We start from the raw sequence: 23,806 nt of genomic DNA on the forward strand, positions 1-23,806 counted from the left end.
CAACACGATCGGTTACGACGGCCCGATCTCGGTGGAGTGGGAGGACGCCGGGATGGACCGGCTCCTGGGTGCGCCCGAGGCGTTGGAGTTCGTGCGCCGCCTCGCGTTCGACGCCCCCGACGCGGCCTTCGACGCCGCCTTCTCCACGCAGTCCTGAGGTCATGATGTCGAGCAACGAGGACGTCCCCGTTCGCGCCCCCGAGCGGACCGGCGTGTGGTTCGTGGGTGCGCGGGGATCCGTGGCGACCACGGCGGTCGTGGGCGCCCTCGGCGTGGCCCAGGGCCTGGCGCCGGCCACCGGGCTCGTGACCGAGCTCGAGGAGCTCGACCCCGACGGGTTGCCCCAGCTCGTGGACCTCGTCTTCGGCGGCCACGACGTCAACCCCCAGGGGGTGGCCAAGAAGGCCGAGTCCCTGGCGGAGGGGGGAGTGGTCCCGGCAGCCCTGGTCAGCGCGGTCGCCGCCGACTTGGAGAAGGTCGACGCAGAGGTCCGTCCCGGGTACGCCCCGGGCGAGGAGGACGTCGCCACCGCCGTCCAGCGACTGGCCGACGACATCTCCGACTTCCGCCGGCGTCACGACCTCGCACGTGTGGTCGTCGTCGACGTCGCCAGCACGCAACCCCCGGTGGACCACCCCGAGGAGCTGACGGACCTCGACGGTCCCCTGCCGGTCGGAGCGGTCTACGCACTCGCGGCGTTCCGGTCCGGGGCGTCCTTCGTGTCGTTCACGCCGAGCCCCTGCCTGCGCCTCCCGGTGGTCGTCGACGCGGCGGCGCGGCACGGCCTGCCCTACGCCGGGTGCGACGGGAAGACCGGGGAGACGCTCCTCAAGTCCGCCCTCGCGCCGATGTTCGTGATGCGGGCGCTCGACCTCCGGTCGTGGACGTCGGTCAACCTGCTCGGCGGCGGTGACGGTCGCACCCTGGCGGACCCCGAGGCGGCCCGCAGCAAGACCGTGGCCAAGCGGAGCGGGCTCGACGCCATGGTCGGGCGACCGGTGCCAGGTCCGATGCACATCGACCAGCTCGAGGACCTGGGGGAGTGGAAGACCGCGTGGGACCACGTGCGCTTCGACGGCTTCCTCGGCACCCGGATGACGCTCCAGCTCACCTGGCAGGGCTGCGACTCGGCCCTCGCCGCCCCACTGGTGCTCGACCTCGTCCGGTTGGTGTCCGCCGCACACGCAGCAGGACGCTCCGGGGCCCTCCCTGAGCTGGGCTTCTTCTTCAAGGACCCGGTCGGTGGCACCGAGCACCGGCTGACCGAGCAGTTCCACGAGCTGGTCGCCTGGCGTCGGGGACTGGCCTCGTGACGTCCTCGTCGCTGGTGCGGGACCTCGCCGAGCTCGTCCGCCTCCCGGCGGCGCTCACGGTCCCGGGCGACGCGTGGACGGGTGCCTCGAGGAGCGCAGCTGCGTCGGGCACGTCCCTCATGCCCGTCGGCTCGGTCCTCCTCTACTGGTCCGGCATGGCGCTCAACGACTGGGCCGACCGTGACCTCGACGCGGTGGAGCGACCCGAGCGGGTCATCCCGTCGGGTCGCGTCGCGCCCGAGCAGGCGCTGCTGGCGGCCGGTCTCCTCGCGGCCTGCGGCGTCGCGGTGACGGCGGCCGTGGGCGGTCGCGCGGCACTGCGGGTCAGCGTGCCGCTCGCCGCCCTGGTGGCGGCGTACGACGTCGTGGCCAAGGACTCCGCGGCAGGGCCCTTCGTGATGGCCTCGACGCGCGGGCTCGACGTGCTGCTCGGCTCGGCGGTGGCCCCCGCCGCCGCGCTGGCCCCGGCTGCGTCCGTCGCCCTGCACACTCTGGGCGTCACGGTGCTGAGCCGCGGGGAGGTGCACGGAGCCGACCCGGTGAGCACGACCGCAGCACTGGCGGCCACGATCGCTGCCGGCTCGGTCCTCCTGGCTTCCGTGTCCCGCAGCGGCCGGGGCAGCGACCGGTTGGTCGCCGTCGCGGCCGTGGTCGGCTACGGCATCGCCGTGGGCGGGCCGCAGCGACGCGCCCACGCCTCGCCCGACGCCGCTACCGTCCGGCGGGCGACCGGCTCCGGCATCGTGGGACTCACCTTCCTCCAGGCCGCCTGGCTCGCAGCGGCCGGGCGGACCGGACGGGCCGCGGTCGTGGCCGGTGCTGGTCTCGTGCTCCCGCGGCTCGCGCGCAGGATGAGCCCCACATGAGCCTGCGTCTCGGATACGGGCTCAACGGCTTCGCCGGCCACCGGCTGGCGGACGCCTGCAGCGTCGTCTCCTCCCTCGGCTACGAGGGCGTCGGGCTCACGCTCGACCAGCCCCACCTCGACCCCTTCGGTGACCTGCCCGCCCAGGTCTCGCACGCCCGCCGCTGCCTGGAGTCCTACGGCCTGGCCTCCGTGGTGGAGACCGGGTCCCGCTACGTCCTGGACCCGCTGCGCAAGCACGAGCCGACCCTCGTCAGCGACGAGGGACGCGACCGGCGGGTCGACCTGCTGTGCCGTGCGGTGTGGATCGCCTCCGAGCTCGGGTCGGAGGCCATGTCGTGCTGGTCGGGCACGCCGCGCGCGGGCGTGGACACCGAGGTCCTCTGGCAGAGGGTGGTCGACGGCCTCGGCCCGGTGCTCGAGCTCGCCGACGCCCGCGGCGTCGTCGTGTGCGTCGAGCCCGAGCCCGGGATGTTCCTCGCGACCCTCGACGACGTGCTCGAGCTGCGGCAGCGGCTCGGTGCCCCCGAGCACCTCCGGGTCACCCTCGACCTGGGTCACCTGGTCTGCAACGAGCCCCGCACCCCTGCCGCGACGGTGGAGGCCGCGGGCTCCCTCCTCGCCAACGTCCAGGTCGACGACATGGTCCGCGACGTCCACGAGCACCTCGAGCTCGGCACGGGCGAGCTGGACCTCGACCGCGTCCTCGGAGCCCTCGTCGAGTCCGACTACAGCGGGCTCGCGTGCGTCGAGCTGCCGCGGCACTCGCACGCCGCGCCCGTGGTCGCGGCGTCGTCGATGACCACCCTGCGGGCCTCGCTCGACCGGGTCAACCGGACCGTGGGCGCTTCCGGAGGTGGCCGATGACCGACGTGCGACTCCTCCTCCCGGCCGCGGACCTGCGCACCGCCCTGGGTGCCGACCCCTCGGCGGCGCTCGACGACATGCTCGCCTCGGTGGCCGCGGGGACGACGACGCTCGCCCGGACCTTCCCGGCGGCCGCGCGGCGCACGGCCCGGGGGCCGTTCGGCGACGGCGACGGCCACCGCATCGAGGACGCGGTGCGGGTCGAGCTGATCGCGACGGCGGCCACCGACCTCGGACCGGAGGCGCTGCTCGACGAGCTCACCCTGCTCTACCGCCACGGGGACGCCGATGAGAAGCGTGCCGTGCTGCACGCGCTGGCCGGGATCGACGACCCCCGGGTCGACGGTTCGGCCCTGCTGCTCGATGCGCTCCGCACCAACGACGTACGGCTCGTGGCTGCGGCGATGGGTCCCCACGCGAGCCGGCTCTCCGCGCACGACTGGCGGCACGGCGTGCTGAAGTGCCTGTTCGTCGGAGTCCCCCTGTCCGCGGTCGCCGACCTGCGCACCCGCGCCGACGACGAGCTCGTCGCCATGGTGGGCCGCTTCTCCGACGAGCGCCGTGCGGCGGGACGCCCGGTCCCCGACGACGCCCGCACCGTCCTCGCGATGAGTGCGCCCGACCCCACCGCGACCGCCCCGGAAGGCTGACATGCGCATCTTCGACCCGCACATCCACATGACCTCGCGCACCACCGACGACTACGAGCGGATGCACGCCGCGGGGGTGCGCGCCGTGGTCGAGCCGGCGTTCTGGCTGGGGCAGCCCCGCACCAACGTCGGCTCCTTCACCGACTACTTCGATGCGCTCGTCGGGTGGGAGCGGTTCCGTGCCGCCCAGTTCGGCATCACCCACCACTGCACGATCGCGCTGAACCCCAAGGAGGCCAACGACCCGCGGTGCGTCGGCGTCCTCGACGTCCTCGAGCGCTACCTCGGCAAGGACGGGGTGGTCGCCGTCGGCGAGATCGGCTTCGACTCGATGGGCGAGGCCGAGGAGGAGGCGTTCCGTCGCCAGCTGGCGCTGGCCGTGGAGTTCGCCCTGCCCGCGATGGTGCACACCCCGCACCGGGACAAGGAGGGGGGCACCGCCCGCACCCTCGAGCTCGTCGAGGAGTCGGGGATCGACCCCGGCATGGTCGTCGTGGACCACCTCAACGAGCTGACCGTCGGTCCTGTCGACGAGCGCGGGTGCTGGATGGGCTTCTCCATCTATCCCGACACCAAGATGGACCCGCAGCGCATGGTCCGCATCCTCCAGGACCGCGGCACCGAGCGGGTGCTGGTCAACTCGGCCGCCGACTGGGGGCGGAGCGATCCCCTCCTGACCCGTGTCACCGCGGACGCGATGCTGGCGGCCGGCTTCAGCGACGACGACGTCGACACGGTGATGTGGCGCAACCCGGTGGAGTTCTTCGGCCAGAGCGGACGACTCCTCCTCGACGGGGAGTCGGACGGCGCCGACCTGCGGTCGCCGGCGACGTTCGAGGGCAACTCCGTCCTGCGCGGAGAGCCGGTGGCCTGATGCGCCTGCGCCACCCCGATGGCACCGTCGTCCACCTGGGCTACGGCACCAACGTCCTGCCGGCCGAGGACGTCGACGGCCTCGTCCGCCAGGCGACCTCGATGGGCGGACTGATCCGTCGAGCACTCACCGAGCGAACCGGCGGCACGACGGGCGATCGCGTGGGTCTCGGCCTGTGGCTCCCCGCCGCAGCCGCCCACCGGCTGGCGGCCGACCCCGACAGCGTACGCCGGATCCGCGGCCGGCTGGCCGACCACGGCGTCGAGGTGGTGACCGTCAACGCGTTCCCCTACGCCGACTTCCAGGGGTCCGTGGTCAAGCACGCGGTCTACCTCCCGAGGTGGACCGACCGCGACCGCCTCGACTACACGCTCGCCGCTGCGCGGGTGCTCGCCGGGCTGCTGCCCGACGACGCCGACCACGGCTCGATCTCCTCGCTGCCCCTGGGGTGGCGCACCCCGTGGTCACCCACCGACCAGTCGGTCGCCGAGACGCACCTCGCCGAGCTCGCGGCCGGGCTCGCCGCCCTGGAGTCGCGCACCGGTCGCCGGGTGGTCGTCGGCATCGAGCCCGAGCCCGGCTGCGTGGTCGAGACGATCGAGGACGCGGTGGACCGGCTGGCCCGGGTCGACCGCGAGTGGGTGGGCGTCTGCCTCGACCTGTGCCACCTGTCCGTGGGCTTCGACGACGCGGTCCGGGCGCTGGGGCTCCTCGACGAGGCCGGGCTGCGCGTGGTCAAGGCACAGCCCGCGTCGGCGCTCGTGGTCGACGACCCGGGGCACCCGGAGGCCCGGCGCGCCCTCACGTCCTACGCCGAGGACCGCTTCCTGCACCAGGTGCGGCAGGAGCTGCCCGGTGGCCGCGACATCGCCGGCCGCGACGACCTCCCCGAGGCGCTGGACGGTCCGGAGCCGCTCGCGACGGACTCCGCCTGGCGGGTCCACTTCCACGTCCCCGTCCACGCCGACCCCGCCCCGCCGCTGCGCACCGGGCGCGAGGACCTGCGCGCGTCCTTGGCCGCCCTCCTCGGTGGCCCCACCGCGCGGGTGGACCACCTCGAGGTCGAGACCTACACCTGGTCGGTGCTCCCCGGCGGCGCCCCGGCCGACGAGGACGCACTGGCCGACGGCCTGGCCGCCGAGCTCGCGTGGGTGCACGCCGAGCTCGTCGACCTCGGGCTCGTACCGCTCTGACCACACCACCCCTGGAGGACCTGATGGACCAGCTGCTCGTCGTCGACGTGGTCGGACTGACGCCCGACCTGCTGCAGCACATGCCGCGGTTGAGGAGATTGGCCGACACCGGGTCGTCCGCGGTGCTCGACACCGTGCTCCCGGCTGTCACCTGCAGCGTGCAGTCGACCTTCCTGACGGGGCTGCCGCCGTCCGGCCACGGCATCGTCGGCAACGGGTGGTACTTCCGCGACCTCGGCGAGGTCTTCCTCTGGCGCCAGCACAACGCGCTCGTGGGCGGCGAGAAGGTGTGGGAGACGATCCGCCGGCAGGACCCGGGCTACACGGTCGCCAACGTGTGCTGGTGGTACGCGATGGGCGCCTCGACCGACTGGACGGTCACCCCGCGCCCGATCTACTACGCCGACGGCAAGAAGGCCCCCGACTGCTACACCCGCCCGCCCGAGCTGCGCGACGAGCTCGTCGCCGAGCTGGGCGAGTTCCCGCTGTTCCAGTACTGGGGTCCGACGGCCTCGATCCGTTCGACCGAGTGGATCGTCGGCGCCGCTCGCCGCCTGATGCCCCGGGCCGACCTGACGCTCGCCTACCTCCCGCACCTCGACTACGACCTCCAGCGCTTCGGCCCCGACGCCCCCGAGGCGCACCAGGCGGCCCGTGACGTCGATGCTGCCCTCGCGCCGCTGCTCGACGACGCCGCGCGCGCCGGCACCCGCGTCGTCGTCGTGTCGGAGTACGGCATCACGAGGGCCGACACGCCGGTCGACGTGAACCGGTTGCTGCGGGCGGAGGGCCTGCTCGAGGTCTACACCCAGGACGGGATGGAGTACCTCGACCCGTGGGTCTCCCGGGCGTTCGCGGTCGCCGACCACCAGGTCGCCCACGTCTACGTCGCCGATCCCGCCGACCTCGAGCGGGTCCGCGCGGTCTGCGCCGGGCTCGAGGGCGTGGCCGAGGTGCTCGACGCCTCCGGCCAGGCCGCGGTCGGCCTCGACCACCCGCGCTCGGGCGAGCTCGTGCTCGTGGCGGAGCCGACGGCGTGGTTCACCTACTACTACTGGGACGACGACGACCGTGCCCCCGACTTCGCCCGCGGGGTGGAGATCCACCGCAAGCCCGGCTACGACCCGGCGGAGCTCTTCTTCGACCCCGAGGACAGGCTCGTCAAGGCGAAGGCCGCGCTGACCCTCGCCCGCAAGGCGGCCGGCCTGCGCTACGCGATGAAGGTCGTCCCGCTCGACCCGTCGCCCGTGCGCGGGACCCACGGTCGCCTCCCCGCTCGCGACGGCGACTCACCCATGGTGCTGTGCGACCGCCCCGACGTCCTCGACGGGCGCATCGCGGCGACGGACGTCCGCGACCTGCTGCTCAGGATGGCGGGGGCATCGGCGGTTGCCGCTGCCGACGCAGGTGCCGGGACCTCCTCGTGACCGACGTCGACGCCCTCCTCGACCGCGTGCGCGACCGGCTGCGTACGCCGGCGTCGTGCGGGGTCCCGCGGGTCGACGGCGTCGTCGCGGACGCACTGCGGCCGGGCAAGCTGCTGCGGCCCGCGATGGTGGTCCGCAGCGCCGCGGCCGCGGGTGCCGACCTCGCTGCGGCGGAGGTGCGGCACGCCGTCGTGGAGGCGGCGCTCGCGACGGAGCTGCTGCACGTGGCCACCCTCGTCCACGACGACATCATCGACGGAGCGGACCTGCGTCGCGGCCGCGCGTCGGTGGTCGCACAGGCAGGCCTGTCGACGGCGATCGTCGTGGGTGACCTGCTCCTCGCCCGTGGGAGTGCTGCAGCCGCGGCCTCGGCGCCGGGCGTGTCCACGGTGTGGGCGCGGGCCCTCGACCTGATGGCGGCCGGTCAGCTGCACGAGGGGGAGCTGGTCGACCTGCCCTCCCTCGCCGCACAGGCGGAGTACGCCTCGCTCAAGACCGCCGAGCTGTTCCGTTCGTCCGCCGAGGCGGGCGCCCTGGCGGCGGGTGCGGACGCCGGGGTGGTGGCCGCGCACGGTCGGTACGGGCTGCACTTCGGACGCGCCTTCCAGCACGTCGACGACCTGCTGGACCGCTACGGCGACCCGGCCCTGACCGGCAAGCCGACGGGTGCCGACGCGCGCAACGGCGTACCGACCCGGCTCTCGCTCGTGCCGGACGGCCGTGGCGTGGACGAGGTGCTCGAGCTCGTCGTCAGCGAGCTCCGGGAAGCGCGATCCTCGCTCCCACCCGCGGCCTCGGCGTGGGGCTGCTGGGGCGTGGAGGCCCTCGCTCGCGCCACCCTCGTGGTCCTCGACGACGCCGACCCGGAGGTCACCGCCCGCGTCGCGACCGCCTTCGGACGCCTCGAGCCCGCGCCCCACCATCCACGAACGGAGACCCAGCCGTGCCTCGACACCCGTCACCACAGCTGCCCGCACGACGTATCCGCATGAGCGGTGTGCGAGCGGGTCTGCGCCGCGTCGCCGTCCTGCTGGCCGTCGCCTCGGCCGCTGTGCTCTCCGGCTGGCCGCAGGTGCAGCCCGCGGTCGCCCACAGTGCTCTGGTCGCGTCCCAGCCGCCCGCCGACGGGCTGGTCGAGGTGATGCCCTCGCGTGCCTACCTCACCTTCTCGGCACCGGTCCGCGAGGTGAAGGAGATCGCGGTCATCGGTCCGGAGGGGAGCGTCACCAACGGTGAGGCGACGTTCGACGGTGCTGAGGTCATGCAGACCCTGTGGGCGGGCCCGGCGGGCGACTACACGATGTCCTACTTCGTCGTGTCCGAGGACGGGCACGACGTGCGTGGCGACCTGCACTTCGAGGTCGGCGCGCTCTCGGTCCTCGAACCCGGCACCTCCACCGACCCCGACGCCAGCAGCGCCCCCGCCCCCGTCCGGTCGGCGGACGAGCCGGAGGAGGATGGCCCGGGGATCGCGGTGCCGGCGGCACTCCTCGTGGGCAGTGCCGCAGTCGCACTGGTGCTGGGGCGACGACGGTCGCTGCGGTCCGGTTCGGCACGGTCGCGGTAGGGGTCGCGGTAGGCCTCCAGGGGCTCGAACCCTGAACCAACGGATTAAAAGTCCGCTGCTCTACCAATTGAGCTAGAGGCCCGCGGCACGGGGCGCCGTGCCGGCACCGATCATCTCAGAGGGCTTGGCTGGCTCGGGCGGGGCGGGTCTGGACCACCTGCGCCGGGTCTGGTCAGCGGCGCGGGACTGCTGGCAGCATCCGAGCGTCGGCGGAGGGGCCGCTGACGGCGGGGTCGAGGGATGCCATGAGGGGACGGCTGGCACGCAGGCTGCACGGGCTGTTCCTGTCACCCGTGCTCCGCCGCATCGGCTTCCACGTCAACCGGCTCACGGCCGGGATGGAGCGCGGCTTCTTCCTCCGCCTGATGCTCGGCCTCTTCGCCGTGGTCGCGGTGGCCTCGGTCCTGGTGACCGCGATCGAGGGCGACAAGGACTCGGTCGGCTCGGTCGCCGAGTCGTTCGGGGCGACCTTCTACTGGGGCGTCACCACGGTCATGGGCGCGGGCGACGCGTCGTACGTCACCTCCGTGGCCGGCTACCTCGTGAGCTGGCTGCTCGTGCTCTTCGGCGTGGCGATCGTCGCCGCGATCACCGGGGCGCTCGTGGGCTTCGTCATCGACTTCCTGCTGAAAGAAGGTCAGGGCATGGGTGCAGCGGGCTACCGCGACCACATCGTGGTGTGCGGGTGGAACCCCACCGCGCGCGAGCTGATCACGGAGCTGTCCACCGACGAGTACACCCCTCGGGTCGTCGTCGTGCACGACTCGGACAAGAACCCGGCCGGGTCGCTCGCCTACTTCGTGAGCGGTGACTGCACGGACGCGGACGTGCTCAGGCGGGCGGGGATCGAGGAGGCGATGGCGGCGATCATCTGCCCCGCGGACGCCAGCAACGACGCGGACATGCGCTCGATCCTCACGGTGATGGCGGTCGAGACGATCGCACCCCAGGTGCGCACGGTGGTGGAGGCCAACAACCCGGCGCACGTCGAGCACTTCAAGCGGGCGCGCGCCGACGAGATCGTCGTGACCTCGCGCATCGCCTCCCGGCTGCTCGCCCGCTCGTCGCTCTACCCGGGCATCGCGGGCATCGTCACCGACATCGTGTCCGGCGGCGAGGGGTCCGAGCTCTACCGCGTCACCCTCCCCGACGAGTACATCGGCCTCTCCGTCGACGAGCTCTCGTCGCGGATGCGGAGCGAGCACAACGCCACCCTCCTCGCGGTCGGCCGCGAGTCCGCGTCGTTCGTCAACCCCGGCCCCGGCTTCCGGCTCCAGCCCGGCGACGACGCGGTGGTCGTCGCCGAGTCGCTGGGCACGCTCGCACCGCTGAAGGTCGACAACGGCTGAGCCCGACGCTCAGCCGGCGCGTACGACGAAGTGGATCTGGCCGGTCTCCCCGGTGACGGCGTCCAGGAGGTGGCCGTCGACCCGCGGCTCGGCCTCGTCGTCGAGGTAGAGGCGCGCGCCGTCGTCCTCCACGATGCGGTCCCCCGGCTCCGGCGCGGCCACCGTCCGTACGTCGAGGGTCTCGGCGTGGGGCTCGGGCGCGGCGATCCGGAGGCCGGACCGACGTCCGACCCGGGGGTGCGCCGTGACCTGTCGGACGACGCGGTGTGCGCGGGGAGTCATGGTGATCATGTCGTCTCCTTCTCGCTCGGGTGGCACCGGCTCGGTGCCCGTCCTTCCATCAAGACAGCGCTCGGACGTGCGGGCAAGGAAGGTGGCGGACGTGGTCGGGGACTGTCCGGGAGGCGTCACCGGCCTGTCATCCGATCGTCATGTCGGCGGGTCGGGGCACCCGATGTCGCCCGCGTCGGCGATGCCGTCGGCGAGTCGTCCGGGCAGCAGCACGGCGTAGTCCTTCGCCGTGACGTCACCGGTCGCGAGCGCACCGCCGGGCAGGGGGACGTCGACCGCCTGGCCGGATGTCACGAGCCGCACGGCGCGCACCCCCGGCGCCGACGTCACCGAGAGCACGATCTGGCCGACGGCCAGAGGGAGTCGCTCGGCGTCACCGACGGCGACGGGGTCGAGCACGACCTCGGCGACACCCGAGACGACCCGCGCCAGCCCGAGCGCGGCCGTGGACGGGATGGCCGAGGCCAGGCCGCTGTCGCGCTGCGCCGCGGTGGGTGCTGCCTCGAGCGCGTCCAGCACCTCCCGCACGACGACCTCGGGCGGGCGGTCGCACGACGAGTCCACGGTCGCGGGAGCCAGCCTGTCGTCCGGTCCGACCCAGAACACGACCGGGACGTCCCCCGGCAGCGTCGTGACGTCGCTCGGCGAGCCCGAGGTGGCGTCACCGGCGCCGAGCAGGTCGTAGGGCACGGACGAGTCCTCGACCACCTGGGTGCGGCTCCCGTCGGGGAGTCCGCAGCCGCCCGTCCCCGCCGCGAGGACGACCGTGAGCAGGAGCGGGACCCCACGACGACGCCGGACGCGGCTCACCGGTCCACCTCCGGGCGTGACAGGGGGAGACGTACGACGAACTCCGCGCCGCCGCCGTCCGCACCGGCGCACCGCACCGTGCCGCCGTGGCGGCGCACCGTCTCGGCGACGATGCTGAGGCCGAGACCGCTGCCGGTCCCCACCTTCGTGCCGCCGGCCCGGGCGAAGCGTTCGAAGATCCGCTCGCGCTCGTCCGGCGGCACGCCGGGGCCGGTGTCGCGGACGGTGATGTCGACGTGGTCGCCGCGTACCTCCGTGCGCACGCTCGCGAGCCCGCCGCCGTGCAGCTCGGCGTTGCGCACCAGGTTCACCAGCGCTCGCACCATCTGCGGGCGGTCGACGAGCACCTGCGCCCCGGATCCGTCGGAGCGCACGTCGAGCCCCTCCGCACCGCCCGTCGCCAGCGCGTGCCGGACGAGGTCGTCGACCGCGGTGGGCGAGAGCGCCGACTCGTCGATCCCCGCCTCCAGCCGACCGAGCGCGAGCAGGTCCTCGAGGGCCCGCCGGAAGCGCGCCAGCTCGTCGGCCATCAGCCCGACGGCCCGCTGGGACTGCGGGCTGAGGTCGCGGGCGCGCTGGAGCAGCGCGAGGCTGGTGGTCAGGGTCGTCAGCGGGGTGCGCAGCTCGTGGCTCACGTCCGCAGCGAACCGGGCGTCGCGCTCGATGCGGTCGTGCAGGTCGTCGACCATGTGGTTGAAGGAGTCCACCAGCACCGACAGGTCCGGGTCGTCGCTGCCCGCCAGCCGTCGGTGGAGGTCCCCTGCGGAGATGTCCGTGGCGGCGCGCGACACCTCGCGCAGCGGCGAGAGCAGCCGACCGCTCGCCGTGCGTCCCAGCGCGGCGCCCGCGAGGGTGGTCAGCGCGGCGCCGACGGCCAGCGCGAGGGCCAGGGTGTGCAGCGTCGCCTGCAGCTCGTCGGCCACCGCGATCTCGAAGTACTGCGCGTCGACGGACGGCAGCGGGATGCCCACCACGACGGCGTGCGGGTCGGTGCGGTCGGTCCACGCGAGGCTCGCCGACCCCTCGTCCACCGTGGGACGCACCCCCGCGGTCAGCGCCTCGCCCGACTGGTCGAGGGTCGAGGAGAACCACTGTCCGCGTCGGTACACGTGCATCGACGCTCCGGCCGGCGGTGCCACGGCCCCGAGCGCCTCGCTGACGCTGGTGCCGGCCGTGGCCAGGCCGTCACGCACGAGCGCCGCGTCGGCGTACGCCTGCCGCAGCGCCGTGCGCTCACGCTGCTCGACGAGGAGCTGACGTGCGGAGACGTACGTCCCCACCGACAGCGCCACCGACAGCAGCAGCGCGCCCAGGGCGAACGTCGCCGTCACCGACGCGCGCAGGCCCGGACGCACTGCTCGACCCGTCACCGAGCGTCGAGCCGGTAGCCCAGACCGCGGACCGTGACCAGCGTCCGCGGCTCGGCCGGGTCGAGCTCGAGCTTCTTGCGCAGTCGCCGGACGTGCACGTCGACGATCCGCTCGTCGCCGAAGAACCCGCGGTCCCACACGTGGTCGAGCAGGGCGGCCCGGCTCAGCACGCGACCGGCGTTCTCGGACAGCACGGTGAGCAGCTTGTACTCCGTCATGGTCAGGTGGATCTCCCGCTCGCCGCGTCGCAGGTGAGCGGCGGCGCGGTCGAAGACGAGCGGGCCGGCGCCGGAGTCGAGGACGAAGACCTCGCCGGCGTGGGGGGCGTCCGGCTGCTGATCCGGCGAGGACGCCGCCTGTGCCAGCGCCGGCCGCCGCAGCAGCGCGCGGAGACGAGCCTGCACCTCCGTGACGTCGAAGGGCTTGCTGACGTAGTCGTCGGCGCCGGCCTCGAGGGCGGAGACGATGTCCTGCACGCCGTCCCGGGCGCTGATGACCACGATGGGGGCGTCGGTGAGCGGGCGCGCGCGCCGGATGAACGTGAAGCCGTCCACGCCACCCAGCATCAGGTCGACCAGCATGATCTCGATGTCGCGCTCCTCGACGAGCCGGAGCGCGGTCTCCGCGTCTCCCGCCTCCTCGACCTCGTAGTCGTCGTCCTCGAGCACCAGGCGGAGCGACGTGCGCAGGCCGATGTCGTCCTCGAGCACCAGTACGCGAGTCGTCATGGGCTCCACCTAACCATCGCGGCCGATGCCGGCGGTCCGACCGACGGCTCGGCGGCTTTGTCACGGAACTGCAATGGGTCGATCAGGTTCCCCGTCATCTCCGGCTGGCACCGTTGAGGCACGTGAGGACGCAGGTGCCGTACATGAACGAGGAGGAGTCGACGATGACGATGGTGCACGAGCTCGTGCCACTCGGTGCGGGCGCCATGGCGTTGGCCGATCAGCAGGACGACGTGCGGGGAATGCCGGTGATGGACGTGCGCGACCACCGGGTGGGCGAGGTGGAGGAGATCCTCCTCGACCCCGACCAGCGTCGGGCGCGGCTGCTCGTCGTCGCCTCCGGAGGTTTCCTCGGACTCGCCCAGCACCACCGGCTGGTGCCGGTGGACGCCGTGGCCCGGGTGCGCGACGCCGTGCTCCTCGAGCGCAGCGACCTCCACGTCGAGTCCGGCTTCGACTACGACCCCGAACCGCCAGGCCCCGTCGACTACCGCCCCGTCTACAGCTACTTCGGCTACACGCCCTACTGGGAGGACGGCTACCCCTCGCCGTACTTCCACGACCGGGACAGATGACCGCTCGCCGCTGGGGGGCGGCGAGTGCATGTGGGGAAGAGAAGCCCTCCGGGTCATGGGCCCGGGGGGCTTCACCCCGCCCGGCGCACGTGGCGCGACGGTCCCGGGTCAGTTGTGCGACAAGGCTGTCACACAGGTTGTCGCCCGCAGGCGGGTCTTGGTTGCATCGACGCACCCGACCGAGATGTGGTGATCGCTGATGGCGACGGACAACCAGTGGGAGTGGCTCGCGGCCATCGAGGACGCGATCAACTCGACCTTCGACCCGGTCGCCGCCGCGGTGACGTCGGTGATCTTCTACGCACCGACCATCGGTGGCGTCACGTTCCCGCTGATCGTGCTGTGGCTCGTCGTCGCCGCGATCGTCTTCACCATCTACTTCAAGGGCATCCAGTTCGTCTCGTGGCGCACCAGCCTCGACCTGGTGCGCGGCAAGTTCTCCCGTGCCAGCGACCCGGGCGAGGTGACGCACTTCCAGGCGCTGTCGTCCGCGGTGTCAGGGACCGTCGGGCTCGGCAACATCGCCGGCGTGGGGGCGGCGGTCACGCTCGGCGGGCCGGGGGCGACGTTCTGGATGATCGTCGCTGGGCTCTTCGGCATGTGCACCAAGTTCGTCGAGTGCACGCTCGGGGTGAAGTACCGCGAGGTGCACGAGGACGGCAGTGTCACCGGTGGGCCGTTCCGCTACCTGCCGGTCGCCTTCGAGCGCTTCGGCAGCGGCGCCTCGCGCGCGCTGACCCTCGTCTTCGCCGTTGCGCTGTTCCTGTTCGGGGCCGTCGGCGGCAACATGTTCCAGGCCAATCAGACCTTCGCCCAGGCGCGCGAGGTGACCGGTGGGGACGACGGGTTCCTCGGTTCCTCCGGGTCGGCCCTGGTCTTCGGACTGGTGCTGGCCTTCCTCGTCGGGGCCGTCATCCTCGGCGGCATCACCTCGATCGCGCGGGTCACCTCGCGGCTCGTGCCGGCCATGGGCCTGCTCTACCTCGGCACCTGCCTTCTGGTGATCTCGGGCAACATCGGCAACGTGCCCGGCGCGATCGGGGAGATCGTCTCGGGCGCCTTCGCGCCCGAAGGCGTCGCGGGCGGCGCGGTCGGCGTGCTGATCATCGGCTTCCAGCGCGCGGCGTTCTCCAACGAGGCAGGCGTCGGCTCGGCGCCGATCGCCCACTCCGCGGTCAAGACCAAGCACCCGGTGAGCGAGGGTTTCGTCGCCCTCCTCGAGCCCTTCATCGACACCGTCATCATCTGCACGCTGACCGCGCTGACCATCGTCATCGCCGACGCGCCCTACTACGCCGAGCAGCGCGAGGTCGTCGCCAGTGGCGGCCCGACCCCCGACGGCGTCGTCGTGACCTCCCGGGCCTTCGAGACCTTCCTCCCGCAGTTCCCGGTGATCCTGGCCATCGCGGTGGCGCTCTTCGCCTTCTCCACCCTGATCACCTGGTCCTACTACACGATGAAGGCCTGGACCGAGATCTTCGGACGGTCCCGGCGCAGTGAGGCGACGTTCAAGGTCGTCTTCTGCTGCTTCACCGTGATCGGCAGCGTCATCACGTTCACCTCGGTCCTCGACTTCGCGGACTCGATGCTCTTCGTGTGCGCCATCGTCAACCTGCTCGCCTGCTACCTGCTCCTGCCCAAGGTGCGCGACGAGCTGCGGTCCTTCCGCGAGGGACGCCGCAACGGCTCGATCACGGAGGTCCCGGTCGAGGAGCGCGCCACGACCTGATCCGCTCGCGCAACGAGCCGGGCGTCGGTCCCGCGGTGTCGGCACCCGTCGCCATCGGCCCGGCCAGCTGGGCGAAGGTGGTGACGGTGAGGGCGGCCGCGAGGCCGATCCCGGCCAGCACGACACCCGCGTCGAGGAAGCCGCCCCACCCGCCGCCGGGCCGTACGCCGACGGCGAGCAGACCCGCGACGGCGAGGACGACCCCGGTGGTCGCGAAGATCCGGTGCGGCCGGGCCGATGCCATGCTCGGCATCCCGCCGCGCAGCACGCTCCAGGTCGTCAGGACGGCAGTGCCCCACGCCAGCGAGACGAGCAGCGCGCCCACGATGTCGGCGGGGCGGTGCCAGCTGGCGACCAGGGTCGCCGCCGCCGTGACGGTGACGGCGCCCGAGCCCACGAGGGAGACCGTCGTCCGGGCCGCGCCGGGAGCGACGAGCAGGGCGGCGAACACCAGGGAGACGACCACCGTCGCATGGCCGCTGGGGAAGCTCTCGACCGTCAGGTAGCCGTGGTCGGCCCGCTCCGTGAGCGCCTTGATCGCCTGGGTGGTCACGTTGGCGCCGAGGGCCAGCACGGCGGCGGCCGCCGCGGCGACGTAGCGTCCACGCAGCACGGCGACGGCCACTGCCACGAGCACCGCCACGGCGATCGAGCCGAGGGAGACGTTGCCCAGCACTCCGACCAGACGGCGCGTCGTCGCCTCGTCGCCCGCCACGACGTCCATGCCGGCCTGGTCGAGCGCCTGGCCGAGCCGTGTCTGCTGGCTGCGGTCGCCCAGCCACACCACGGCGACAACGCAGAGCAGGCCCACGCCGGCGCACGCCGCCGTGCTGCGCCAGCGCTCCCACTGCGCGCGGAGAAGGCCCCGTTCCCCCCGCTCCGGCTGCATGCGCCCATCGTGGCACGGCACTCGTACCGTGCCGGGTCACGGACGAGCGCTCGCGGGGAGCACGCCGTCCCGGTCTTGTACGTTCGGCCCATGGAGTCCCGCCACGCCCTGGTCAGGCAGCCGTCGTCGCGGCTCGGAGACGGGCTCGTCACCCACATCGAGCGCACCGAGGTCGACATCGACCTCGCGCGGCGCCAGTGGCAGGCGTACGTCGACGCGCTGCACGCGGCCGGGTGGACCACCACCGAGGTCGAGCCGGCCGACGACCACCCCGACGCCGTCTTCGTCGAGGACACGATGGTCGTCTACGGCGACCTCGCCGTGATCGCCCGTCCCGGCGCCGACGAGCGCCGCGGGGAGACGGAGGCGGCCGAGGCGGCGGTGCGCGGCCACGGCTACCGCATCGCTCGCATCGAGGCGCCCGGCACCCTCGACGGCGGCGACGTGCTCAAACACGACGGCACGGTCTGGGTCGGCGTCGGCGGTCGGACCAACGAGGCCGGCGTCGACCAGCTGCGCGAGCTCCTCGCGCCTCTCGGCGCCGACGTGGTCGGCGTACCGGTCGAGAAGGTGCTGCACCTCAAGTCCGCGGTCACCGCCCTGCCCGACGGCACCGTCGTCGGCCACCTGCCGCTCGTCGACGAGCCCGACGTGTGGGCCGGGCACTTCCTCGCCGTGCCGGAGGAGTCCGGCGCGCACGTCGTGCTCCTCGACGGCTCGACGGTGCTGATGGCCGCCTCCGCGCCGGAGTCCGCAGCGTTGTTCCGCGACCGCGGCCTCGACGTCGTCACCGTCGACATCTCCGAGTTCGAGAAGATGGAGGGCTGCGTGACCTGCCTGTCCGTCCGGTTGCGCGACCTGCCGTCGTGACCCTCGTCGAGGTCTGCCTCGAGGACGTCGGGGGAGCGGCGGTCGCGTCGGCCGCAGGGGCCGAGGCGATCGAGGTCTGCGCCGGGCTCGCCGACGGTGGTACGACGCCGACGCTGGGCTTCGTCCTCCACTGCCTCGCGGCCGCGCCCGACCTCGAGCACCGGGTGCTGGTGCGGGCCCGGGCCGGCGACTTCGTCCACTCGCCCGCCGAGGTGGACGTGATGGCAGCCGACATCGAGGCCGTGCGCGCGGCCGTGCCGGCCGCCGCGAGCGTCGGCTTCGTGATCGGCACGCTGACCGCCACGGGAGACATCGCCCCGGACGCCGTACGACGCCTCGTCGCCGCGGCAGGGGACGCACCGGTCACCTTCCACAAGGCCTTCGACTCCGTGCCGGACAAGCCCTCGGGGCTGGCGCTCCTGCGCGACCTCGGCATCAGCCGGGTCCTCACCTCCGGCGGCCCCGGGCCGGCGCTCGACCACCTGCCGGTGCTGGCCGACCTCGTCGAGCGGGGCGGCGATGACGTGCGGATCGCGGTCGGCGGCGGCGTCCGCCCGGCCAACGTCGCCCGGATCGTCGCGGAGACCGGCGCACGCGAGGTGCACCTGCGGGCACCCGGCACGGTCGTGCCCGCAGGCACGTCGGCCGGCTACGACGACGGCCGCCGGAGCGTGACCAGCGCAGATGTGCTGGCCGAGGTGATGACGGCGCTCGGTCGCTAGTCCGCACGGTTCGAGCACGACGTCGACGACGTACCGCGTGCATCGCAACCACAGGTTGCGCATCACGGTTGTCGCGCCTAGGCTGACGCGCAACCAATCATTGCGCATTGCGCCACGACCCGAGGACTGCCCATGAGCGACCTGACCCACACGATCACCGTCGACGCCACCCCGCTCGAGGCCTACGACGCGATCATCGACGTCCGCTCGTGGTGGGGCGCGACCAACATCGTCGGCCCGACCGACCGGGTCGGCGCCGAGTGGTACTACCTCGTGCCGGACATCCACTTCTCCAAGCAGCGCACCGCCGAGCTGGTGCCCGGCGAACGCGTGGTGTGGGAGTTCACCGACGGCCACCTCGACTTCGTCGAGGACGCCGGCGAGTGGATCGGCACCACGGCGCGGTTCGACATCTCCTCCGACGGCGACCGGACGACCGTGAGGTTCACCCACGAGGGCCTCTCGTCCACGGACGAGTGCTTCGACGTCTGCCACGACGCCTGGGGGCACTACGTCGCCGGGAGCCTCGCGCAGCGGATCGCCACCGGGAGCGGCACGATGCGTACCCGCGAGGAGGACGAGGCCGCAGTCGCTCAGCACACCACCAGGCGGACCGCGTGAGCGCGGACGACGCCGAGCGCCTCGCCCGGCTCGCCACGGACCTCCGTGGACTGCACTCCGGCGGGATGCTCGTCCTCCCCAACGTGTGGGACGTCGGCAGCGCCCGGGTGGTCGAGGGCGCCGGCTACCGCGCCCTGGCCACCGCCAGCGCCGCCGTCACCGCTGTGCTCGGCCACGAGGACGGCGACGTCGCCCCGTCGGACGAGATGTTCGCCGCCGCCGCGCGCATCGCCCGGGCGGTGTCGGTGCCGGTGAGCATCGACGCCGAGGCCGGTTACGGGCTGCCCCCGGCCGAGCTGGTCGACCGTCTCCTCGCCGCCGGCGTCGTCGGGTGCAACCTCGAGGACAGCGACCACGCGGCCGGTGGTCTGGTGGACGCCGACCGGCACGCGGCCTACCTGGCCGAGGTCCGGGCCGCCTGTGCCGCGCGGGAGGTCCCCCTCGTCCTCAACGCCCGCGTCGACGTGTTCCTCCCGCCGGCCGGCGTGCCCGCTGACGGGCGCGTCGACGAGGCGCTCCGGCGCGCGCGCCTCTACCGGGAGGCCGGAGCCGACTGCGTCTACCCGATCGGCGTCGGAGACCCCGACGTGCTGGCGCGGCTGGTCGAGGGGATCGACGGCCCGGTCAACGGCAACAGCGGTCCCGACCTGCCCCTCGCCGTGCTGCGCGACCTCGGGGTGGCCCGGGTGTCCTACGGACCACGCTTCTACCGTGCGGCGCTGGCCGACCTCGACCGGGCCGTACGCCGGCTCGCGGAGGAGTGACCGAGTGCGAGCCCTGACCTGCAACCGTCGGTTGCTACTGTGCGCGGGACCGCCGGTGACCCGAGGAGTGACATGACCGACGAGCACCCTGCCCAGGAGCTCGGCCGCATCGACCGCGAGATGCTCGTCGAGGCGTCGCCCGAGATCGTCTACGAGGTCATCACGTCCCCCGAGCACCTGCGCGAGTGGTGGCCCGACGGGGCCGCGCTGGAGCCGGTGGTCGGAGCCCGCGGCATCCTGACGTTCGGCGAGGCCGGTGCTCCCGATGCCGTCCACGCGCCGATCACGGTCGTCGAGGCCGACCCGCCCAGGCGCTTCGTGTTCAGCTGGGTGGAGGACGAGGTGGGGGGAGCCGCCAGGTCGCTCCTCGTCACCTTCCACCTCGAGCAGGTCGACGGAGGCACTCTGGTGCGCTTCTCCGAGACCGGCTTCCGCGAGAAGGGGTGGGAGGCGGCCGTCCTCGAGGAGGCGTACGCCGACCACGTCCGGGGCTGGGACCACTTCCTGCCTCGGCTGATGGCGCACGCCGAGACGGTGGGTGCGCGCCGGTGAGCGCGGCGGTCGACGACGACCTCTGGTCCGCCGTGGGCGACCCCATGCGGCGCCGCATGCTCGACCTCCTGCTCTCAGGTGGACCGAGCACCGCGACGACTCTCAGTGAGGAGCTGCCCATCACCCGCCAGGCCGTCGCCAAGCACCTCCAGGTGATGGACCGTGTCGGGCTGGTGCAGGCGGAGGTCGTCGGCCGGGAGCGCCGCTACGAGGTCGACAGCGCCCAGCTGGCCCGGGCCGTGGCCCAGCTGGCCGCCGTGGGCGCGAGCTGGGACGGCCGGCTGGCGCGGATCAAGCAGATCGCGGAGCGGCTGCAGCGCGCGGCCGACCAGGGGTGACGCGCGGGCTTCGCGGACGCTAGTGCGCCGTGTCCCCGGGGAACAGCACGGCGTTCGCCAGCGGGTCGACCCCGGACACGTCGTCCAGCGGGAACATCGGTCGCTGGATCCGCTGGTGCCCGAGACGTGCGAGGTCCTGGTCGACCCCGCCGGGCGTGAGCGCGAGCATCCAGTCGGCGGCCATGTCGAAGAGCTCGGGCTCGAGGTAGCCGATCTTCACCACCACGATGTCGGCCCCTCGGGGGTCCAGCCCGAGCCCGGTGAAGTCGGACTCGAGGTGGTAGGGGCGGCGGCGCCGGGTCAGCACCACGTCGACGGCCGGCGTGCGAACGACGACCTCGAGGTTGTCGTCGCTCGGCACGACGGCGACCACCTGGCCCGAGACCTCGGCGGGTGGGGCCGGCCGGTCGTCGACACGCGCGCCGAGCGTGAGCCGTACGTCCGCCCCGACGCCGGCCTCGGCGGCCGCGAGCGCGCCCATCGCGTCGGGGATCGAGGCGTAGATCGCCCGCTTCCCGCTCGCCGCCAGCTCCTCGCTCGCCAGCAGTCGGGTTAGGGTCCAGGTCACGTCGCCGGCCCCGCCCGCGGTCGGGTTGTCGCCCGAGTCGGAGACGAAGTAGGGCGCCACCGGCGACGCGATCGCGGCGGCCAGCACCTCGTCGAAGGTCCCGGTCGGTGCCACGAAGCCGAAGTCCTCGCGGCGCTCCCACAGCTCGCCCGCCAGGCCGGTCGCCGACGAGAGCGCGAGGTCGGCGTCGTCGCCGACCACCATCACGACGGCACAGTTGCGCGGCTCGTCGGCCCACGGGTAGCCGACCCAGATCCCCGCGTCGAGGATCCCGTCGAGCGCCTCGACCTCCGGCACGCGGGCGTAGAGGCTGGTCGCAGGCTCCTGCCGCGTGCTGGTCATCTCGCCGGGGAGCAGGATCGGCACCGGCACCCACGCCTTCGCCGGTCGCCGCTGCCCGAGCGGCAGGGCGAGCCGGTCCACGAGGTTGCGGGCGGCGCGCTCCTTGGTCTCCTGCCAGTCGACGTGGGGAGCGGTCCGGTAGGTCGTCAGCAGGTCGACGGTCCCGGCGAGCGTCCTCGAGACGTTGCCGTGCAGGTCCATCCCCGTGCTGATCAGGCAGTCGGGCCCGACCACGGCTCGTACGGCGACGGCGAGGTCGCCCTCCATGTCGTCCATCCCGACGACGCTGGCCGCGCCGTGGAGGTCGAGGACGAGGCCGTCGAGCGGCGCCTCCCCGACCAGCGCGACGAGCCCGGCGAGGATCTCGGCCCGGAGGAGTGCGTAGTCGTCGGCCGGGATCGCGCCCCCGGCGATGCTGCGCGCCTGGAGCACGCCGATCCACTCGGCGCGGTCGGCGAGCGAGCCGCCCTCGCGCCAGAAGTCCCACGCGTCGAGCACCTCCCGGCCGCGGCGCGGGGCGAGCATCGCTGCGGTCGTCAGTGCGGGCGAGAAGGTGGAGGCCTCGAGGCTGATGCCGCCGACGGCGATGCGAGGGAGGGGCACCGGGCGATCGTGCCAGAGGGGGGGTGTCAGGCACTGCCGGCGGCGCCCTCGGCGGACCCGTTGGCGCCACGTTCATCAACAGGTGAATCCCGGACCGTGACCTCGATCGATTTGTTGGTAGGGTTCGTCATGCAACAGGTGCAAGTTCCAGCAGGTTGACGCCAGCGGAGTTTGTGATCCAACGGCGTTTCCCTCTTCGGGCCTTCCAGCTTGTGAGTCGGAGCGACGTGTCACCGCACTTGATGCGGAGTCGTCGAAGTGGCGGCTTCTCGTTCCGATAACAGGAGTACCGAGCACATGGCTCAAGGCACCGTGAAGTGGTTCAACGCCGAGAAGGGTTTCGGCTTCATTGCGCAGGAGGACGGCGGCGACGACGTCTTCGTGCACTACTCGGCCATCCAGACCAACGGCTACAAGTCGCTGGACGAGAACCAGAAGGTCGAGTTCGACGTCACCCAGGGCCCGAAGGGCCCGCAGGCGGAGAACGTCCGCCCGCTCTGATCGGCTGATGCTGGACCTGTTCCAGATCTGATCAAGGATCGGCCCCATCCCCCTCGGGGGGTGGGGCCGTTTCCCTTTCCGAGCAACACTGGATGTAAGAGACTTGGCCCATTCGGGCCATGTCGTCGGGCGGTGCGGTCCGTCACAATTGGTCCGGACGCCTACAGTCGGATGATCCGCGGATGAATGGAGGGGACGTGCACGACCAGTTCGACGTGACCCTCGAGGACGGCGACCTGCTCAACGAGGTCGAGCTCACCACCACGCTGATCATCGCCGCGAGCGAGTCCGAGGAGCACCTCTCCCAGGAGGAGATCGACACGCTCCTCGGCGTGGTCCCGCGCCCGCCCGACCCGCGTCGCCCCTGATCCCTGCTCAGCAGGTCGCGAACAGCACCGGACCGCTCGTCAGGTCCGAGAGGACGTACGCCCCCTCCACCGGTCGCAGGTCGAGGGTGATCTCGCGCCCGTCCGACCCGGCGGCCTCGACCGAGAACCGGTCGGCGAAGTCGCCGCCCTGACCCGGTGCCGGTCCGGCCGCGAGCTGCGCCCGCGCGTCCGCATCACCGGGGGCGTCGTCGGCGTCCTCGACCTCGAGCACCGCGCGTACGTCGCCGCCGGGGAACGCGCCCATCGCGAACCCCGTGAGGGGGTGCACGTCGCCGGCGGCCGCCACCAGCTGGTCGGCCTCGGCCTGGGCGGCCTCGTCGGCCCGGGCCATCGCGAGGTGCTCGCAGGCGTAGGCGCCGTCGTAGACGGCGGCGGCGAGCGGCTCCCCGAGCGCCGAGGCGAGGTCGCCGAGCCCGTCGGCCGCGTCGGCGTCGCCGTTCACCACCTCGAGCACCTGCTCGAGGTAGGGCGCCTCGTCGGAGGCCAGGACAACCCCGCGGTCGGCCAGCAGGGCGAAGTGCTGGAGCTCGGGAGTGAGCGAGCCGACGCCGGCCGCCACGTCCGGCCCGCCGACCCAGACCCCCTCGTCGTCCTCCGGCGCGGTCCACCCGGCGTCCTCCAGCCGCTGGGCGAGGTAGTCGAACGACAGGTCCTCGCCGACACCCATCGCCTCCACGGCACCGTCGGCCGACTGGGCGAGCAGCTCCCAGTCCAGGGACGCGGGGGAGAAGCCGAGCTCGGTCTGCATAGTCGCGGCGGACGTGCCGAGCGCCGACATCGACGACAGGTCGGAGCTGAAGGCCTCGGTCACGAACGCGTCCACCTCCTCGGCCGACGACCCCGCGCCGACGTCGGAGCCGAGCTCACGGCGTACGCCCTCCCAGTCGGTCCACGACGCGCGGCTGGTGCCGTCGGGGGCGTAGGCCAGCGCGTCCACCAGTGGCGTCGTCGGGGCCAGCAGGCGCCACGCGACGAGCGCGGCAGCGACGACCACGAGCACGGCCGCGAGGGCGGCCACGGCACGACGCGACACGGTCTG

27 protein-coding genes and 1 tRNA gene are annotated in these 23,806 nt (G+C 73.1%); 20 read left to right on the plus strand and 8 right to left on the minus strand.

Annotated features, from left to right (window positions below; all coding sequences use genetic code 11):
- Positions 1-161: 161 nt before the first annotated feature.
- Genes JI751_RS15535 through JI751_RS15575 form a run of 9 tightly spaced genes read left to right on the plus strand, consistent with a single transcriptional unit; the run spans position 162 to position 8,756 of the window.
- Positions 162-1,313, plus strand: coding sequence for an inositol-3-phosphate synthase (locus JI751_RS15535; protein ID WP_236666393.1), 1,152 nt, complete (start codon positions 162-164; stop codon positions 1,311-1,313).
- Positions 1,310-2,179 carry an SCO3242 family prenyltransferase gene (locus JI751_RS15540; protein ID WP_201938726.1) on the plus strand — a complete coding sequence of 290 codons (870 nt, stop codon included), beginning with the start codon at positions 1,310-1,312 and terminating at the stop codon, positions 2,177-2,179. Before JI751_RS15535 ends, JI751_RS15540 begins: the two co-directional genes overlap by 4 nt.
- Positions 2,176-3,045, plus strand: coding sequence for a sugar phosphate isomerase/epimerase family protein (locus tag JI751_RS15545; protein WP_236666394.1), 870 nt, complete (start codon positions 2,176-2,178; stop codon positions 3,043-3,045). Before JI751_RS15540 ends, JI751_RS15545 begins: the two co-directional genes overlap by 4 nt.
- On the plus strand, positions 3,042-3,695 hold the full coding sequence (locus JI751_RS15550) for an EboA domain-containing protein (protein ID WP_201938732.1): 654 nt from the start codon (positions 3,042-3,044) through the stop codon (positions 3,693-3,695). The genes JI751_RS15545 and JI751_RS15550 overlap by 4 nt, the downstream gene beginning before the upstream one ends.
- A 1-nt stretch (position 3,696) precedes the next feature.
- Positions 3,697-4,569: a TatD family hydrolase gene (locus JI751_RS15555; RefSeq protein ID WP_201938734.1), complete on the plus strand. Its 873-nt coding sequence runs from the start codon at positions 3,697-3,699 to the stop codon at positions 4,567-4,569.
- A complete protein-coding gene (eboE, locus tag JI751_RS15560; protein WP_201938737.1) occupies positions 4,569-5,762 on the plus strand; it encodes a metabolite traffic protein EboE in 1,194 nt (397 codons plus the stop codon). The genes JI751_RS15555 and eboE overlap by 1 nt, the downstream gene beginning before the upstream one ends.
- Positions 5,763-5,785: 23 nt before the next feature.
- A complete protein-coding gene (locus JI751_RS15565; RefSeq protein ID WP_236666395.1) occupies positions 5,786-7,189 on the plus strand; it encodes an alkaline phosphatase family protein in 1,404 nt (467 codons plus the stop codon).
- Positions 7,186-8,181 carry a polyprenyl synthetase family protein gene (locus JI751_RS15570; protein WP_201938738.1) on the plus strand — a complete coding sequence of 332 codons (996 nt, stop codon included), beginning with the start codon at positions 7,186-7,188 and terminating at the stop codon, positions 8,179-8,181. The genes JI751_RS15565 and JI751_RS15570 overlap by 4 nt, the downstream gene beginning before the upstream one ends.
- Positions 8,178-8,756 carry a copper resistance CopC family protein gene (locus JI751_RS15575; RefSeq protein WP_201938740.1) on the plus strand — a complete coding sequence of 193 codons (579 nt, stop codon included), beginning with the start codon at positions 8,178-8,180 and terminating at the stop codon, positions 8,754-8,756. The genes JI751_RS15570 and JI751_RS15575 overlap by 4 nt, the downstream gene beginning before the upstream one ends.
- Positions 8,757-8,765: 9 nt before the next feature.
- Here the strand turns inward: JI751_RS15575 and JI751_RS15580 are convergent.
- A tRNA-Lys gene (locus JI751_RS15580) sits at positions 8,766-8,838 on the minus strand.
- Between the two features lie 163 nt (positions 8,839-9,001).
- Here JI751_RS15580 and JI751_RS15585 point away from each other — a divergent pair.
- Positions 9,002-10,105: a potassium channel family protein gene (locus JI751_RS15585; RefSeq protein WP_201938742.1), complete on the plus strand. Its 1,104-nt coding sequence runs from the start codon at positions 9,002-9,004 to the stop codon at positions 10,103-10,105.
- A 9-nt stretch (positions 10,106-10,114) separates the two neighbouring features.
- On the opposite strand, the gene JI751_RS15590 is transcribed toward JI751_RS15585, so the two are convergent.
- The 4 genes from JI751_RS15590 to JI751_RS15605 all read right to left on the minus strand — a co-directional run bounded on the left by JI751_RS15590 (position 10,115) and on the right by JI751_RS15605 (position 13,304).
- Positions 10,115-10,396, minus strand: coding sequence for an iron-sulfur cluster assembly accessory protein (locus JI751_RS15590; RefSeq protein WP_201938744.1), 282 nt, complete (start codon positions 10,394-10,396; stop codon positions 10,115-10,117).
- Between the two features lie 138 nt (positions 10,397-10,534).
- Positions 10,535-11,206 (minus strand): GerMN domain-containing protein, encoded by a 672-nt coding sequence (locus tag JI751_RS15595; protein WP_201938746.1) that lies wholly within the window; start codon positions 11,204-11,206, stop codon positions 10,535-10,537.
- Complete coding sequence (locus JI751_RS15600) at positions 11,203-12,561, minus strand: sensor histidine kinase (protein WP_201938748.1); 1,359 nt, start codon at positions 12,559-12,561, stop codon at positions 11,203-11,205. The genes JI751_RS15595 and JI751_RS15600 overlap by 4 nt, the downstream gene beginning before the upstream one ends.
- Before the next feature lie 11 nt (positions 12,562-12,572).
- Positions 12,573-13,304, minus strand: coding sequence for a response regulator transcription factor (locus tag JI751_RS15605; protein ID WP_201938750.1), 732 nt, complete (start codon positions 13,302-13,304; stop codon positions 12,573-12,575).
- A gap of 143 nt (positions 13,305-13,447) precedes the next feature.
- Here JI751_RS15605 and JI751_RS15610 point away from each other — a divergent pair, with 143 nt between their 5' ends.
- The gene (locus JI751_RS15610) at positions 13,448-13,879 is read left to right on the plus strand and encodes a PRC-barrel domain-containing protein (RefSeq protein ID WP_201938752.1); all 432 of its coding nucleotides are present in this window, start codon (positions 13,448-13,450) and stop codon (positions 13,877-13,879) included.
- A gap of 199 nt (positions 13,880-14,078) precedes the next feature.
- Positions 14,079-15,608: an alanine/glycine:cation symporter family protein gene (locus JI751_RS15615; protein ID WP_201938753.1), complete on the plus strand. Its 1,530-nt coding sequence runs from the start codon at positions 14,079-14,081 to the stop codon at positions 15,606-15,608.
- Here the strand turns inward: JI751_RS15615 and JI751_RS15620 are convergent.
- Positions 15,571-16,497, minus strand: coding sequence for a phosphatase PAP2 family protein (locus tag JI751_RS15620; RefSeq protein ID WP_201938754.1), 927 nt, complete (start codon positions 16,495-16,497; stop codon positions 15,571-15,573). The genes JI751_RS15615 and JI751_RS15620 overlap by 38 nt on opposite strands.
- 90 nt (positions 16,498-16,587) lie before the next feature.
- Between JI751_RS15620 and ddaH the strand changes: the two genes are divergently transcribed.
- From ddaH to JI751_RS15650, 6 genes are all read left to right on the plus strand, one after another.
- Positions 16,588-17,367 (plus strand): dimethylargininase, encoded by a 780-nt coding sequence (gene ddaH / locus JI751_RS15625; RefSeq protein ID WP_201938755.1) that lies wholly within the window; start codon positions 16,588-16,590, stop codon positions 17,365-17,367.
- Complete coding sequence (locus tag JI751_RS15630; protein ID WP_201938756.1) at positions 17,364-18,089, plus strand: copper homeostasis protein CutC; 726 nt, start codon at positions 17,364-17,366, stop codon at positions 18,087-18,089. The genes ddaH and JI751_RS15630 overlap by 4 nt, the downstream gene beginning before the upstream one ends.
- 132 nt (positions 18,090-18,221) lie before the next feature.
- Entirely contained in the window at positions 18,222-18,710 is a 489-nt protein-coding gene (locus tag JI751_RS15635; protein WP_201938757.1) for an SRPBCC family protein, read from the plus strand.
- The gene (locus tag JI751_RS15640) at positions 18,707-19,474 is read left to right on the plus strand and encodes an isocitrate lyase/PEP mutase family protein (protein WP_307814289.1); all 768 of its coding nucleotides are present in this window, start codon (positions 18,707-18,709) and stop codon (positions 19,472-19,474) included. Before JI751_RS15635 ends, JI751_RS15640 begins: the two co-directional genes overlap by 4 nt.
- Positions 19,475-19,546: 72 nt before the next feature.
- Complete coding sequence (locus tag JI751_RS15645) at positions 19,547-20,026, plus strand: SRPBCC domain-containing protein (protein ID WP_201938766.1); 480 nt, start codon at positions 19,547-19,549, stop codon at positions 20,024-20,026.
- Complete coding sequence (locus JI751_RS15650; RefSeq protein ID WP_201938769.1) at positions 20,023-20,364, plus strand: ArsR/SmtB family transcription factor; 342 nt, start codon at positions 20,023-20,025, stop codon at positions 20,362-20,364. The genes JI751_RS15645 and JI751_RS15650 overlap by 4 nt, the downstream gene beginning before the upstream one ends.
- Before the next feature lie 19 nt (positions 20,365-20,383).
- On the opposite strand, the gene JI751_RS15655 is transcribed toward JI751_RS15650, so the two are convergent.
- Entirely contained in the window at positions 20,384-21,877 is a 1,494-nt protein-coding gene (locus JI751_RS15655; RefSeq protein ID WP_201938771.1) for a M81 family metallopeptidase, read from the minus strand.
- Positions 21,878-22,174: 297 nt separating this feature from the next.
- Here JI751_RS15655 and JI751_RS15660 point away from each other — a divergent pair, with 297 nt between their 5' ends.
- Positions 22,175-22,378 carry a cold-shock protein gene (locus tag JI751_RS15660; protein WP_045548871.1) on the plus strand — a complete coding sequence of 68 codons (204 nt, stop codon included), beginning with the start codon at positions 22,175-22,177 and terminating at the stop codon, positions 22,376-22,378.
- Positions 22,379-22,560: 182 nt separating this feature from the next.
- Positions 22,561-22,746 (plus strand): hypothetical protein, encoded by a 186-nt coding sequence (locus JI751_RS15665; RefSeq protein WP_201939681.1) that lies wholly within the window; start codon positions 22,561-22,563, stop codon positions 22,744-22,746.
- Between the two features lie 7 nt (positions 22,747-22,753).
- Here JI751_RS15665 and JI751_RS15670 read toward each other — a convergent pair whose 3' ends face one another.
- The gene (locus JI751_RS15670) at positions 22,754-23,800 is read right to left on the minus strand and encodes a hypothetical protein (RefSeq protein WP_201938773.1); all 1,047 of its coding nucleotides are present in this window, start codon (positions 23,798-23,800) and stop codon (positions 22,754-22,756) included.
- Positions 23,801-23,806: the final 6 nt, after the last annotated feature.

The organism is Nocardioides baculatus (genome assembly GCF_016735675.1).
GTDB classification, from domain to species: Bacteria; Actinomycetota; Actinomycetes; order Propionibacteriales; family Nocardioidaceae; genus Nocardioides; species Nocardioides baculatus.